Here is a 14913-nt window from a genome sequence, read left to right on the forward strand (position 1 = left end):
GCCACAATGACATGAACGTCAACTATCTACATGATTCAGACTTAGATTTTCTACAGCATTGCAGCGAAGAACAGCTGGCAAACTTTACCCGCTTACTCACTCATAATGAAAAAGGCAAAACCCGCCTGTCCAGCGTATTAATGCGCAACGAACTGTTTAAATCGATGGAAGGGCATCCCGAGCAGCATCGCCGCAACTGGCAGCTAATTGCTGGGGAATTACAACATTTTGGCGGCGATAGCATCGCTAACAAACTGCGCGGACACGGCAAACGGTATCGCGCTATTTTACTCGATGTCTCCAAACGGCTGAAACTGAAAGCCGATAAAGAGATGTCTACCTTTGCAATTGAGCAACAGTTACTCGAACATTTTCTGCGCAATACCTGGAAGAAAATGGACGAGACGCATAAAAAGGAGTTTTTGCAGGCCGTCAACGCAAAGGTTAACGAACTGGAAGAGCTGCTGCCGTTATTGATGAAAGACAAACAACTGGCCAAAGGCGTGTCGCATCTGCTTTCCAGCCAGCTGACCCGCATTTTGCGTACCCACGCTGCGATGAGCGTGCTTGGGCATGGTCTGCTACGCGGCGCGGGTCTGGGAGGGCCGGTGGGTGCAGCATTAAATGGGGTTAAAGCCGTTAGCGGCACTGCCTTTCGGGTGACAATTCCAGCAGTGTTACAAATCGCCTGTCTGCGGCGAATGGTTAGCGCCACTCAGGTCTGATACGTGACACAGGGGAAAATTTTCATTTTCCCCTCAAAAGATCATAGACACTGCCCCACTGGCTGATTATTATGCCGCGCCCTGAAAACACTACAGTTATTCAGGGAAATTATTTCACCATTCATTCGATGATGATTTTTGAGGAATTATGGGCAACACTAAGTTGGCTAATCCGGCACCGCTGGGCCTGATGGGCTTCGGCATGACCACCATTCTGCTTAACCTGCACAACGTGGGTTATTTCGCCCTGGACGGTATTATTCTTGCTATGGGCATCTTCTACGGCGGCATCGCGCAAATTTTTGCCGGTCTGCTGGAGTACAAAAAAGGCAATACTTTCGGTTTAACCGCCTTTACCTCTTACGGTTCTTTCTGGCTGACGCTGGTTGCGATTCTGCTGATGCCGAAACTGGGTCTGACCGATGCGCCAAATGCGCAGTTCCTTGGTGTCTACCTGGGTCTGTGGGGCGTGTTTACGCTGTTTATGTTCTTCGGCACGCTGAAAGGCGCACGCGTTCTGCAATTCGTTTTCTTCAGCCTGACCGTGCTGTTTGCCCTGCTGGCTATCGGTAATATTGCCGGTAACGCTGCAATCATCCATTTCGCAGGCTGGATTGGCCTGATTTGCGGTGCCAGCGCAATCTATCTGGCGATGGGTGAAGTGCTGAACGAGCAGTTTGGTCGCACCGTTCTGCCGATTGGTGAATCCCACTAATTGTTTGAGATCCCCCCGTTCGGGGGGATTTTTTTATTCGCTCACTTCGCGTCTTGCACTCTTCGGTCTGAATGCAGCAACCACTTCTGGTGCCGTTTCAACGTATGGCCCTTCCAGCAACTGAATGCAGTACGGTACGCTGGCAAAAATACCGTGCACCACAACGTTACCCTCAGCATCCTTCACCCCTTCCAGAGTCTCTTTAATAGACTTCGGCTGACCGGGTAAGTTAAGGATCAGTGCCTGTTTACGAATCACGCCAACCTGACGCGAAAGGATCGCCGTCGGCACAAAATGCAGGCTAATCTGGCGCATCTGTTCACCAAAGCCCGGCATCTCGCGGTCAGCTACTGCCAGCGTTGCATCAGGCGTCACGTCACGGCGCGCCGGCCCAGTCCCTCCCGTAGTGAGTACCAGATGGCAACTCATTTCATCCACCAGCTCACACAGGGTTTGTTCAATGATCGCCTGCTCATCAGGGATTAAGCGGGTTTCCAGCTCAAATGGCGTTGTCAGTGCTGATGTCAGCCATTCTTCCAGTGCAGGGATGCCTTTATCCTGATAAACGCCGCTGGACGCGCGATCAGAGATGGAAACTAAGCCGATACGTAAAGTATTCATCAAGATTTTTCCGTTTAAACAGTCTCGTTAAACAGAATGATACACTGCGAAGGGAGTGACAGACAGGCTTCAGAAGAGGTAGCGTGACCGACTTCCCGGTCACGCTAAGAATGATTACAGCAGATCGCCGATCATTTTTTCCAGTTTTTCCTGGTCAACAGCAAACTTACGGATACCTTCCGCCAGTTTATCTACTGCCATTGGATCCTGGTTGTGCTGCCACAGGAACTCGGACTCGGTGATACGCGCCGGACGCGCTTTCACTTCGCCGGTGTAAGACAGTTTACGTTCGATAGCCCCTTCGCTCTCAGCCAGCTCTTTCAGCAGTGCCGGTGCAATGGTCAGACGGTCGCAGCCTGCCAGTTCCAGAATTTCGCCGATGTTACGGAAGCTTGCGCCCATAACCACGGTTTCATAACCGTGCTCTTTGTAGTACTGGTAGATTTCCGATACAGATACCACGCCCGGATCTTCTGCCGGCGCATACTCTTTCTTATCGGTATTGGCTTTGTACCAGTCAAGAATACGACCAACGAACGGAGAGATCAGGAACACGCCCGCTTCCGCACAAGCACGCGCCTGAGCGAAGGAGAACAGCAGAGTCAGGTTACAGTTGATACCTTCTTTTTCCAGCTGTTCAGCAGCACGGATACCCTGCCAGGTAGACGCCAGTTTGATCAGAATACGATCGTTGCTGATACCCGCATCGTTGTAAAGTTTGATCAGGCGTTTTGCTTTCGCAATTGACGCTTCAGTGTCATAAGAAAGACGCGCATCAACTTCAGTGGAGATACGGCCAGGAACCAGTTTCAGGATTTCCAGACCAATGTTTACGGCCAGTTTGTCAGTCGCGTCCACGATTTGCTGTGCGCGATCGTTGCTCTGCTGTTTCGCCCATGCGACAGCATCATCAATCAACTTGCGGTATTCCGGAATCTGCGCTGCATTAAGAATGAGAGAAGGGTTGGTTGTGGCATCCTGCGGTTGATACAGCTTCATTGCCGCGATGTCCCCAGTGTCGGCCACTACAGTGGTGTACTGACGAAGGGAGGTCAATTTGTCCGTCATGATAGTATTTCTCTTTAAACAGCTTGTTAGGGGGATGTAACCGGTCTGCCCTGATGATATCACGACGCAACGACAGCGCAACCGCAGACGAGAGGGTTATAGCCAGGCGAGACTGTTTAGGTTTTCTGACACTGCGTTGATATCGCTCGCCATTTTTAAACAAAAACTCGAGTATGCTACCCAAGCGTTATCTACCAATGCACATCGTATATAATTCTTAATCAATTGGTAACGTTTACACAGGAATGTAACCGCGTGCCGGCGACAAGAGGGATACGAATGCCTGATTTTTTCTCTTTTATTAACAATGTCCTATGGGGATCAGTGATGATCTACCTGCTCTTCGGTGCAGGTTGCTGGTTCACTTTTCGCACCGGATTCGTTCAGTTTCGCTATATTCGCCAGTTTGGCAAAAGTCTCAAAAATAGCGTTCATCCCCAACCGGGTGGCTTAACCTCTTTTCAGTCACTGTGCACCAGCCTTGCCGCGCGCGTCGGCAGCGGTAACCTCGCAGGTGTTGCGTTGGCCATTACTGCCGGTGGACCCGGTGCTATCTTCTGGATGTGGATTGCCGCGTTTATCGGCATGGCGACCTCTTTTGCAGAATGTTCCCTTGCCCAGCTTTATAAAGAACGTGACGCTAATGGGCAGTTTCGCGGTGGTCCAGCATGGTATATGGCGCGTGGATTGGGGATGCGCTGGATGGGCGTGCTATTCGCTATCTTTTTGCTCATTGCCTACGGATTGATTTTCAGCGGTGTTCAGGCAAACGCCGTTGCCCGCGCGATGAATTTTGCGTTTGATGTTCCACCATTAGTAACTGGCATCATTCTCGCCGTCTTTACCCTGTTGGCGATAACCCACGGTATTCATGGCGTAGCCCGACTGATGCAATGGTTTGTCCCCGCGATGGCATTAATCTGGGTACTCGCCAGTCTGGTCATTTGTGCGATGAATATCGAGCAACTTCCTCACGTCATTTGGTCTATTTTTGAAAGCGCCTTTGGCTGGCAGGAAGCGGCAGGCGGCGCGGCGGGCTACACCCTGAGTCAGGCGGTTACAAACGGCTTTCAGCGCAGTATGTTTTCTAATGAGGCGGGAATGGGTTCGACACCAAACGCAGCGGCGGCAGCGGCATCCTGGCCGCCGCATCCGGCTGCGCAAGGCATTGTCCAGATGATTGGCATTTTCATCGACACCCTGGTCATCTGCACGGCGAGCGCCATGCTGATATTACTGGCCGGAAACGGTACAACCTATATGCCGCTGGAGGGTATACAACTTCTCCAGAAAGCGATGCGAGCACTAATGGGTTCCTGGGGGGCAGAGTTTGTCACAATAGTGGTAATTCTGTTTGCCTTCAGCTCCATCGTCGCCAATTACATTTATGCAGAAAATAATCTTTTCTTTTTACGCCTGAACAGCCCCAAAGCGATCTGGTGCCTGCGTATCTGCATCTTTACCACCGTGATTGGTGGCACGCTACTTAGCCTACCCATGATGTGGCAACTGGCTGATATTATTATGGCGTGTATGGCGATCACTAATCTGACCGCTATTTTGCTGCTCTCTCCGGTAGTGCATACCATTGCCAGTGATTATCTTCGCCAGCGTAAACTTGGTGTGCGTCCGGTGTTTGATCCACTGCGCTACCCGGATATCGACCAGCAACTCGCGCCTGATACGTGGGATGATGTTTCGCGGGACTAATCACAACTATCGATCAATTCATCCGCTTTTTTTGCTACAGTCGCTGTAAATTTCCTGCAAGGACTGGATATGCTGATTCTGATTTCACCTGCGAAAACGCTTGATTATCAAAGCCCGTTGGCTACCACGCGCTATACGTTGCCGGAGCTGTTAGACAACTCTCAGCAGCTTATTCACGAAGCGCGGAAGCTGACGCCCCCGCAGATTAGCACGCTGATGCGCATCAGCGACAAACTGGCGGGTATCAACGCCGCTCGCTTTCATGACTGGCAGCCAGATTTCACGCCAGAGAATGCCCGACAGGCGATTCTGGCGTTCAAAGGCGATGTCTACACCGGTTTACAGGCCGAAACCTTCGGTGAAGACGATTTCGCTTTTGCCCAGCAGCATTTGCGTATGCTTTCCGGTTTGTATGGCGTACTGCGCCCGCTCGATTTAATGCAGCCATATCGTCTGGAGATGGGTATCCGTCTTGAGAACGCCAGGGGTAAAGATCTGTACCAATTCTGGGGTGATGTGATCACCAACAAGCTGAACGAGGCGCTCGAAGCGCAAGGCGATCAGGTAGTGATTAATCTGGCGTCAGATGAGTATTTTAAATCAGTGAAACCGAAGAAACTGAATGCTGAGATTATCAAGCCGGTGTTCCTCGATGAGAAGAACGGTAAGTTTAAGGTTATTAGCTTCTATGCTAAAAAAGCGCGTGGCCTGATGAGTCGTTTTATTATTGAAAATCGCCTGACCAAACCAGAGCAACTGACTGGTTTTAATAGTGAAGGTTACTTCTTCGATGAAGCCAGTTCCAGCAATGGCGAACTGGTGTTTAAACGCTACGAACTGCGTTAAGTTTGTGGTAAATGCCGGATGCGGCGTAAACGCCTTATCCGGTCTACAAAACATGTAGATTCAATATATTGTAGAGATCACGTAGGCCTGATAAGCGTAGCGCATCAGGCAATTTGGCGTTTGTCATCAGTCTCAAATGCCGGAGGTCATCCGGCATTTATATTTACCGATGGTGACTGTCCGGACCTGGACGATGATCGCCGCCGTGATCGTGTCGATGATCTCCACGGTGATCATTTCGATGATCATTATACCAATTATGACGCGGCGATCCGTGTGGGTGCCAGCGATTGTCTCGCCATTCATAATTTCGATACCACCAGTCACGGTCACGCCAGTAACCGCCATCCCAGTAGTAACCACGGTGGTCGCGATCGCCAATCTGTAATGTCACTGATGGTACTAGCATTATTTCCCCAGCCTGCGCTGCCATAGGAGCGACCAGAATCAGGGAAAGTGCGAGTAGGATAGGTTGCATCTTTTTCACAGGTGACTCCTTTTATCATTGCCAGTTATGGGCCGATATCAGGAGCTTACGGTAAAAGAATCCCCGTTGTCATTCTCTACAATTGAAAGAGCTAATTTACCGCATTTATTGAAAATTTCTCCTTTTTTTCTGTCGATTTTTCTCATGTTTTCTCCATAAAAAAGCCGAACTGCATAAACGCAAGCCCGGCCATTTTCAGGAAATTAATGGATACTACTTATGATTCATCATCAGCTTGCGCAACGCGGCAAAATCGGCGGGCAGATAATGAGAAAGCAGCGGTAATTCAGCTCGTTCTGCCAGCTCTTTTGGCAGCGCCAGCGATTCACCGAGAATCGCTTCCACACTCTCTTTAAACTTCGCCGGATGTGCGGTGCCGAGGAACAGACCATATTCGCCTGGATGCAACTGGTCACGCAGCGCACGGTAAGCCACAGCAGCGTGCGGTTCTGAGGTATAGCCCAGCTCTTTTAACTCGCGCATCGTCTGTTGCGTGGTTTCATCATCCACCGCTGCATAACCCAGCTCTTTCAGTTGCCAGACTTTCCGGCGGAACAACTCTTCCACACGCGGCCAGTTATTCGGCTGGCTAACATCCATCGCATTGGATAACGTCGCCTGGGTGGCTTTTGGCGACCACTGCCCGTCGTGCAGGAAACGCGGCACTGTATCGTTCACGTTAGTGGCAGCGATAAAACGCTTCACCGGCAGACCGAGAGATTTCGCCAGCAGGCCTGCCGTCAAATCGCCGAAGTTACCGCTCGGCACCGAGACAACCAGCTGGTTGCGCGCTTCCTGCGGCAACTGCGCCACAGCTTCAAAGTAGTAGCAAATTTGTGCCAGCAAGCGGCTGATGTTAATGGAGTTAGCGGAGTTTAACCCCAGCGCCACTTTCAGTTCTTCATCATCAAACGCCTGCTTCACCAGAGCCTGACAGGCATCGAAATCGCCGTCGATGGCAACGGTTTCAATATTGCCGCCCAGCGTACAGAACAGCTTTTCTTGCAGGGGACTGATTTTGCCGCGCGGATAGAGGATAACCACTTTTACATTCGGTAAACCGTAGAAAGCGTGAGCCACTGCCGCCCCGGTATCGCCGGAGGTTGCAGTCAGAATGGTCACTGGCTTATCGCCCGCTATGTGGGTCAGCATTTGCGCCATAAAGCGACCGCCGAAATCTTTAAATGCCAGCGTTGGCCCGTGGAACAGTTCCAGACAACCGACATCGCTTTCAACTTTGGCAACCGGAGCCGGAAAGGTAAACGCCGCGCGAACGCGCTCTTCCAGTGCGTCCTGCGGGATTTCATCACCAATAAACGCCGAAAGGATCTTCGCGCTACGGGTGACGAAATCCAGTTTCAGCATCTCATCAATTTCGGTCAGGCCGAATTCCGGCAGATCGTGCGGAAAAAACAGCCCCTGATTTTTGCCCAACCCCTGCGTTACGGCTTGCGCAAAGCTGACCTGCTCGTTGTGATCTTTCAGATTGTAGAGTTTCATTTATTTTTCCAGTACTCGTGCGCCCGCCGTATCCAGCCGGCAAATATGAACAAAACCTTCCTGATTTTGCAGGTAGTTCTTACCCAACCAGTCGGCAACGCGCTGGGCGGTATCCGGCTTGTCACACAAAGCGAACAAGGTCGGACCGGAGCCAGAGATACCGCTCGCTACCGCGCCGATTTCCGCAACCGCCTGCCGCGCCTGCCGGAAGCCAGGCAGTAACCGTTCACGGTAGGGTTCAGCGATAACATCTTTCATCAGCTTCGCGGCAAGCTCAGGCTGACGGGAATAGCAGGCGTGAATGAAGCCTGCCAGATGTCGCCCGTGCGCAATGCAATCCTGGCGGCGATACTGCGCCGGTAAAATAGCCCGGGCTTCTGCCGTCGAGACTTTAATCCCCGGATATGCCAGCACCCACAGCCACTCATCAAACCCGGGCACTTGCTGGCTGATGATGTCGTTTTCTTCGATCATCAACTGCATACCACCAAGAAAACACGGTGCCACGTTGTCATAATGAATGCTGCCAGAGATACGCCCTTCCAGCTCGCCCATCAAGGCCAGTAAGCGGGTATCATTGAGCGGCTTGCCGCAGTGTTCATTCATCGCTACCAGTGCCGCGACCACCGAACAGGCGCTGGAGCCTAAGCCCGAACCGATCGGCATATTCTTTTCCAGAGTCATCGCCACTGGAATTTGCTTGCCCAATTCCTGGCAAAAACGCTCCCAGCACTGATAAACGATATTTTCTCGTGGCTCTGACGGTAGCTTGTCGGCAAACCGCCCAAGGTTGTTGAGACTGAATGTCTCTGCCGCATCAACCGTCACCACATCCCCAAGCAACTCGCCATCAACAGGCGTTACCGCCGCGCCAAGCACATCAAACCCGACGCTCATATTGGCACTGGAAGCCGGAGCATAAACTTTAACCATGTCAGACTCCTAACTTCCATGAGAGGGTGCGTAGCAGATCGGCAAAGACACCGGCAGCCGTAACGTCATTGCCCGCGCCATATCCGCGCAGAACCAACGGCAGCGGCTGATAATAGTGGCTATAGAAGGCCAGGGCGTTTTCGCCATTTTTCACTTTGAACAGCGGATCGTTACCATCCACTTCAGCAATTTTCACGCGGCAGACGCCATCTTCATCAATATTGCCAACATAGCGCAAAACTTTGCCCTCATCACGAGCCTTCGCCACGCGCGCGGCAAAGAGATCGTCGAGCTGTGACAGATTCGCCATAAAAGCTGCAACATCACCCTCCGCGTTAAACTCTGCGGGCAGCACAGGTTCGATCTCGATATCCGCCAGCTCCAGTTCACGTCCAGTTTCACGGGCGAGAATCAACAGTTTGCGCGCCACATCCATACCAGAAAGATCATCACGCGGATCCGGCTCGGTATAGCCCATTTCCCGCGCCAGCGTGGTCGCCTCGGAGAAACTCATGCCTTCGTCTAACTTGCCGAAGATATAAGAAAGCGAACCTGAAAGAATGCCGGAGAACTTCATCAACTCATCACCTGCGTTGAGCAGGTTTTGCAGATTCTCAATGACCGGTAATCCCGCACCGACGTTGGTGTCATAGAGGAATTTACGCCGCGACTTTTCCGCCGCGTAACGCAACTGGTGGTAATAATCCATCGACGAGGTGTTGGCCTTTTTGTTCGGAGTCACCACGTGGAAACCTTCGCGGAGGAAGTCGGCATATTGATCCGCCACCGCCTGGCTGGAGGTGCAGTCAACAATAACCGGATTCAGCAGATGATATTCTTTCACCAGGCGAATTAAGCGCCCAAGGTTGAACGGCTCTTTAGCTTGCGCCAGTTCTTCCTGCCAGTTTTCCAGGTTAAGACCATGCACATTGGTCAGCAACGCCTTCGAGTTGGCAACGCCACAGACTCGTAAATCAATATGTTTACTCTTCAGCCAGCTTTGCTGACGCTTCAGTTGCTCCAGCAGCGCACCTCCAACGCCACCGACACCAATCACAAACACTTCGATAACCTGATCGGTATTGAACAGCATCTGGTGGGTAACGCGCACACCAGTGGTCGCATCATCGTTATTTACCACCACGGAGATTGAACGTTCAGAAGACCCTTGGGCAATGGCGACAATGTTGATATTAGCGCGAGCCAGCGCGGCAAAGAATTTCGCCGAGATCCCACGCAGCGTGCGCATACCATCGCCCACCACCGAGATAATAGCCAGCCGTTCTGTCACTGCCAGCGGCTCCAGTAAGCCTTCTTTCAGTTCAAGATAGAACTCTTCCTGCATTGCCCGTTCAGCTCGCACACAGTCGCTTTGTGGAACGCAGAAACTGATGCTGTATTCGGAAGACGATTGCGTAATCAGCACCACTGAAATGCGGGCGCGTGACATTGCTGCAAAGACGCGCGCCGCCATGCCGACCATCCCTTTCATTCCGGGACCAGAAACGCTGAACATCGCCATGTTATTCAGATTGGAAATACCCTTGACCGGTAATTCATCTTCATCACGGCTGGCACCAATGAGCGTCCCTGGCGCTTGTGGATTTCCGGTGTTTTTAATCAGGCAAGGGATCTGGAACTGAGCGATGGGGGTAATGGTGCGGGGGTGAAGAACTTTAGCGCCGAAATAGGAAAGCTCCATCGCTTCCTGATAGGACATCGACTTTAACAACCTCGCATCGGGCACCTGACGCGGGTCGCAGGTATAGACCCCGTCGACGTCCGTCCAGATTTCGCAACAATCGGCACGTAAACAGGCAGCCAGCACCGCAGCGGAGTAGTCGGAACCATTGCGTCCCAGCACCACCAGTTCGCCTTTTTCATTACCGGCGGTGAAGCCTGCCATCAGCACCATGTGGTCAGCCGGAATGCGGCTTGCAGCAATACGGCGGGTGGATTCAGCAATATCGACGGTAGATTCGAGGTAGTGACCGACAGCCAGCAGTTTTTCGACTGGATCGATAACGGTAACGTTGTGACCGCGCGCTTCCAGTACACCGGCCATAATGGCGATCGACATTTTTTCACCACGGCAGATCAACGCAGCGTTGATGCTGTCCGGGCACTGTCCCAACAGGCTGATACCATGCAGAACATGTTTGATTTGGGCAAATTCTTGATCGACGAAAGTTTTCAGTTGCGCCAGCGGAAAACCCGGCTGGGCGGCGGCGAGTCCCGTCAGAAGTTCGGCAAAAATACGTTCGGCATCGCTGATATTAGGCAAAGCATCCTGGCCGCTAATCGTTTTTTCAATCATCGCCACCAGATGGTTGGTTATTTTGGCGGGAGCAGAGAGGACTGTAGCCACCTGCCCCTGCCTGGCATTGCTTTCCAGAATATCGGCAACCCGCAGAAAACGTTCTGCATTTGCCACTGATGTACCGCCGAACTTCAACACTCGCATGGTTGTTACCTCGTTATCTTTGGTCGAAAAAAAAGCCCGCACTGTCAGGTGCGGGCTTTTTTCTGTGTTTCCTGTACGCGTCAGCCCGCACCGTTACCTGTGGTAATGGTGATGGTGGTGGTAATGGTGGTGCTGATGCGTTTCATGGATGTTGTGTACTCTGTAATTTTTATCTGTCTGTGCGCTATGCCTATATTGGTTAAAGTATTTAGTGACCTAAGTCAATAAAATTTTAATTTACTCACGGAAGGCAACCAGTTCATAAGCTGCTGGCAGGTACTCTTTTTTTAATCCACTCAGAGACAGATTTCCCGTTGCAGTCAGAATGAAAACCTAAAAACCACATGACGTGGCGTTTTTTATTTGGTGATATTTTTTTCAATATCATGCAACAAACGATGCAACATTGCGGTATCCCGTTGCTCTAAAAGCCCCAGACGTTGCTGTAACCAGTCGACCAGTTTTGTGTCATCTGCCACCGCTAACGTCGTTAACAACGACATGGCACGTTCGCGTAAAGCGCGCAGTTGATGTTGGTCTGCCGTTGCGTTACTTTTCGTCGGTTGTTGTATTAATGTTGCTAATTGATAGCAATAGACCATCACCGCCTGCCCCAGATTGAGCGAAGGGTAATCTGCCACCATTGGCACACCGGTAAGAATATCAGCCAGTGCCAGTTCCTCGTTGGTCAGCCCGGAATCTTCACGACCAAAGATCAGCGCCGCATGATCCATCCACGCCGATTTTTCTTCTAACAATGGCACCAGTTCCACCGGTGTCGCGTAGTAATGATATTTCGCCCGACTACGCGCTGTGGTGGCAACAGTGAAATCTACGTCATGTAACGATTCAGCCAGCGTTGAAAAAACTTTAATATTATCAATAATATCACCGGATCCATGTGCAACCCATCGGGTGGCTGGCTCCAGGTGTGCCTGACTATCGACAATCCGCAGTTCGCTAAAACCCATCGTTTTCATTGCCCGCGCTGCTGCCCCAATATTTTCTGCTCTGGCGGGTGCGACCAGAATAATCGTCAAACGCATGTTGCTACTCTTCTTGACCAAATAACCGCGAATAGAGTGATGAATGTCAACTTACTGCGCGGAGAGAATTTACAAAATATTAACGCAAGTCGCAGAAAAAGCCCTTTACTTAACTTAAAAAAAGCTAAACTATTTCTTGACTGTACTAACCGTTCAATTGTTAAAAAACGCTACATATCTTTCTGTTTACTTAGGATAATTTTATAAAAAATAAATCTCGACAATTGGATTCACCACGTTTATTAGTTGTAGGATGCAACTAGTTGGATTATTAAAATAATGTGACGAAAGCTAGCATTTAGATACGATGATTTCATCAAACTGTTAACGTGCTACAATTGAACTTGATATATGTCAACGAAGCGTAGTTTTATTGGGTGTCCGGCACGTCTTAGCCTGTTATGTCGCTGTTAAAATGGTTAGGATGACAGCCGTTTTTGACACTGTCGGGTCCTGAGGGAAAGTACCCACGACCAAGCTAATGATGTTGTTGACGTTGATGGAAAGTGCATCAAGAACGCAATTACGTACTTTAGTCATGTTACGCCGATCATGTTAATTTGCAGCATGTATCAGGCAGGTCAGGGACTTTTGTACTTCCTGTTTCGATTTAGTTGGCAATTTAGGTAGCAAACATGCAGACCCCGCACATTCTTATCGTTGAAGACGAGTTGGTAACACGCAACACGTTGAAAAGTATTTTCGAAGCGGAAGGCTATGATGTTTTCGAAGCGACAGATGGCGCGGAAATGCATCAGATCCTCTCTGAATATGACATCAACCTGGTGATCATGGATATCAATCTGCCGGGTAAGAACGGTCTTCTGTTAGCGCGTGAACTGCGCGAGCAGGCGAATGTTGCGTTGATGTTCCTGACTGGCCGTGACAACGAAGTCGATAAAATTCTCGGCCTCGAAATCGGTGCAGACGATTACATCACCAAACCGTTCAACCCGCGTGAACTGACTATTCGTGCACGCAACTTGCTGTCTCGTACCATGAATCTGGGTACTGTCAGCGAAGAACGTCGTAGCGTTGAAAGCTACAAGTTCAATGGTTGGGAACTGGACATCAACAGCCGTTCGTTGATCGGCCCTGATGGCGAGCAGTACAAACTGCCGCGCAGCGAGTTCCGCGCCATGCTTCACTTCTGTGAAAACCCAGGCAAAATTCAGTCTCGTGCTGAACTGCTGAAGAAAATGACCGGCCGTGAGCTGAAGCCGCACGACCGTACTGTAGACGTGACAATCCGTCGTATTCGTAAGCATTTCGAATCTACGCCGGATACGCCGGAAATCATCGCCACCATTCACGGTGAAGGTTATCGCTTCTGCGGTGATCTGGAAGATTAATCGGCTTACCACCGTCAAAAAAACGGCGCTTTTTAGCGCCGTTTTTATTTTTCAACATTATTTCCAGATACGTAACTCATCGTCCATTGTGGCTTCTTTGCTGGTTTTCATTTTCGGCAGTGAAAACGCATACCAGTCGATATTACGTGTCACAAACATCATGCCTGCCAGCGCCACCACCAGCACACTGGTTCCCAACAACAGCGCGCTATCGGCAGAATTCAGCAGTCCCCACATCACGCCATCCAGCAACAACAGCGCGAGGGTAAACAACATGCTGTTGCGCCAGCCTTTTAATACTGCCTGCAAGTAAATACCGTTCATTAACGCCCCAATCAGACTGGCGATTATCCAGGCCACGGTAAAACCGGTATGTTCAGAAAGCGCCAGCAAGAGCAAATAAAACATCACCAATGACAGCTCTACCAGCAAATATTGCATCGGGTGTAAACGCTTTGCCGTTAATGTTTCAAAAACAAAGAAAGCCATAAAAGTTAGCGAGATCAGCAAAATGGCGTACTTGGTCGCCCGATCCGTTAATTGATACTGATCGGCTGGCGTAGTGACTGCGACGCTAAACGCCGGGAAATTTTCCCAGCCGCTATCATTGCCTGAAGCAAAACGCTCACCGAGATTATTAGCAAACCAGCTACTTTGCCATTGCGCCTGAAAACCGGACGCACTTATTTCCCGTTTCGCTGGCAAAAAATCGCCTAAAAAACTGGGGTGCGGCCAGTTGCTGGTTAAGGTCATCTCGCTATTACGTCCCGTCGGAACCACAGAAAAATCACCAGTACCGCTTAAATTCAGCGCCATATTCAGCTTCAGGTTCTGCTTCAGCCAGTCTCCTTCGGGTAAAGGGATATGCACGCCCTGCCCGCCTCGCTCTAACCCGGTGCCGGGTTCAATAGTCAACGCCGTTCCGTTAAGTTCAGGCGATTTCACCACGCCAATGCCACGCGCGTCACCAACGCTAATCACGATAAACGGCTTGCCTAAGGTGATATTTGGCGCATTAAGTTCGCTAAGACGCGAAACGTCAAAATCGGCTTTCAGCGTTAAATCACTGTGCCAGACCTGGCCGGAATAAATACCGATCTTCCGTTCTTCCACATTCTGATTGCCATCAACCATCAACGACTCCGGTAACCAGAAACGGATAAAACTCCGCTTGCGCTCCACAGTTTTATCCTCTTCCTGCACCGTATAAAGCTCGGTCACAGGAATAGCGATAAGCGGCCCAACCAACTTTTGTGGCCCGCTGGTGCTTTGACGAATTGCATCTTCAACATCGCTACGGTAATCGGCACGTTCGACAATCACCTGCCGAATCAACATTAATGGAATTAACAACAGCAACACCGCGCCAAACAAAGTGGTCATTTTCCAGAACAGGGGGGATTTCAACATAGTCTTCTCCTTTACAATGGCGGCAGTGTATGAAGG

Annotated in this window: 15 protein-coding genes and 1 other annotated feature; of the genes, 5 read left to right on the top strand and 10 right to left on the bottom strand. The window is 50.5% G+C overall.

Features of this window, described 5'->3' with window-relative positions:
- Positions 1-11: 11 nt before the first annotated feature.
- Positions 12-725 (top strand): acidic protein MsyB, encoded by a 714-nt coding sequence (gene msyB / locus C3D30_RS14220; RefSeq protein WP_001102346.1) that lies wholly within the window; start codon positions 12-14, stop codon positions 723-725.
- A gap of 148 nt (positions 726-873) precedes the next feature.
- Complete coding sequence (gene satP, locus C3D30_RS14225) at positions 874-1440, top strand: acetate uptake transporter (RefSeq protein ID WP_000528538.1); 567 nt, start codon at positions 874-876, stop codon at positions 1438-1440.
- Between the two features lie 33 nt (positions 1441-1473).
- On the opposite strand, the gene mog is transcribed toward satP, so the two are convergent.
- Positions 1474-2061 carry a molybdopterin adenylyltransferase gene (gene mog / locus C3D30_RS14230; protein ID WP_001094685.1) on the bottom strand — a complete coding sequence of 196 codons (588 nt, stop codon included), beginning with the start codon at positions 2059-2061 and terminating at the stop codon, positions 1474-1476.
- A 114-nt stretch (positions 2062-2175) separates the two neighbouring features.
- Positions 2176-3129: a transaldolase gene (gene tal, locus C3D30_RS14235; RefSeq protein WP_000130187.1), complete on the bottom strand. Its 954-nt coding sequence runs from the start codon at positions 3127-3129 to the stop codon at positions 2176-2178.
- A 279-nt stretch (positions 3130-3408) separates the two neighbouring features.
- Between tal and C3D30_RS14245 the strand changes: the two genes are divergently transcribed.
- Entirely contained in the window at positions 3409-4839 is a 1431-nt protein-coding gene (locus tag C3D30_RS14245) for an alanine/glycine:cation symporter family protein (RefSeq protein WP_001112544.1), read from the top strand.
- Positions 4840-4908: 69 nt separating this feature from the next.
- Positions 4909-5685, top strand: a complete 777-nt coding sequence (gene yaaA / locus C3D30_RS14250) for a peroxide stress protein YaaA (RefSeq protein WP_000906160.1) — start codon at positions 4909-4911, stop codon at positions 5683-5685.
- A gap of 163 nt (positions 5686-5848) precedes the next feature.
- Here yaaA and C3D30_RS14255 read toward each other — a convergent pair whose 3' ends face one another.
- The 7 genes from C3D30_RS14255 to yjjY form a co-directional block, all read right to left on the bottom strand.
- Positions 5849-6163, bottom strand: a complete 315-nt coding sequence (locus C3D30_RS14255; RefSeq protein ID WP_194309646.1) for a DUF2502 domain-containing protein — start codon at positions 6161-6163, stop codon at positions 5849-5851.
- 222 nt (positions 6164-6385) lie between these two features.
- A complete protein-coding gene (thrC, locus tag C3D30_RS14260; protein ID WP_105287021.1) occupies positions 6386-7672 on the bottom strand; it encodes a threonine synthase in 1287 nt (428 codons plus the stop codon).
- Positions 7673-8605 carry a homoserine kinase gene (gene thrB / locus C3D30_RS14265; protein ID WP_016159427.1) on the bottom strand — a complete coding sequence of 311 codons (933 nt, stop codon included), beginning with the start codon at positions 8603-8605 and terminating at the stop codon, positions 7673-7675.
- 1 nt (position 8606) lies between these two features.
- Positions 8607-11069 carry a bifunctional aspartate kinase/homoserine dehydrogenase I gene (gene thrA / locus C3D30_RS14270; RefSeq protein ID WP_105287022.1) on the bottom strand — a complete coding sequence of 821 codons (2463 nt, stop codon included), beginning with the start codon at positions 11067-11069 and terminating at the stop codon, positions 8607-8609.
- A 25-nt stretch (positions 11070-11094) separates the two neighbouring features.
- Positions 11095-11214 (bottom strand) — a sequence feature (Thr leader region).
- The gene (gene thrL, locus C3D30_RS14275; RefSeq protein WP_001386572.1) at positions 11150-11215 is read right to left on the bottom strand and encodes a thr operon leader peptide; all 66 of its coding nucleotides are present in this window, start codon (positions 11213-11215) and stop codon (positions 11150-11152) included. It overlaps the preceding feature by 65 nt.
- A gap of 213 nt (positions 11216-11428) precedes the next feature.
- Entirely contained in the window at positions 11429-12115 is a 687-nt protein-coding gene (locus tag C3D30_RS14280; protein ID WP_105287023.1) for a tRNA/rRNA methyltransferase, read from the bottom strand.
- Positions 12116-12514: 399 nt separating this feature from the next.
- Positions 12515-12655 (bottom strand): YjjY family protein, encoded by a 141-nt coding sequence (gene yjjY, locus C3D30_RS14285; RefSeq protein WP_001303782.1) that lies wholly within the window; start codon positions 12653-12655, stop codon positions 12515-12517.
- A gap of 95 nt (positions 12656-12750) precedes the next feature.
- Here yjjY and arcA point away from each other — a divergent pair, with 95 nt between their 5' ends.
- A complete protein-coding gene (gene arcA, locus C3D30_RS14290; RefSeq protein WP_001194358.1) occupies positions 12751-13467 on the top strand; it encodes a two-component system response regulator ArcA in 717 nt (238 codons plus the stop codon).
- A 57-nt stretch (positions 13468-13524) separates the two neighbouring features.
- Here the strand turns inward: arcA and creD are convergent, their stop codons facing one another.
- The gene (creD, locus tag C3D30_RS14295; protein WP_105287024.1) at positions 13525-14877 is read right to left on the bottom strand and encodes a cell envelope integrity protein CreD; all 1353 of its coding nucleotides are present in this window, start codon (positions 14875-14877) and stop codon (positions 13525-13527) included.
- Positions 14878-14913: the final 36 nt, after the last annotated feature.

The organism is Escherichia sp. MOD1-EC5433 (assembly GCF_002966005.1).
Classification (GTDB): Bacteria; Pseudomonadota; Gammaproteobacteria; order Enterobacterales; family Enterobacteriaceae; genus Escherichia; species Escherichia ruysiae.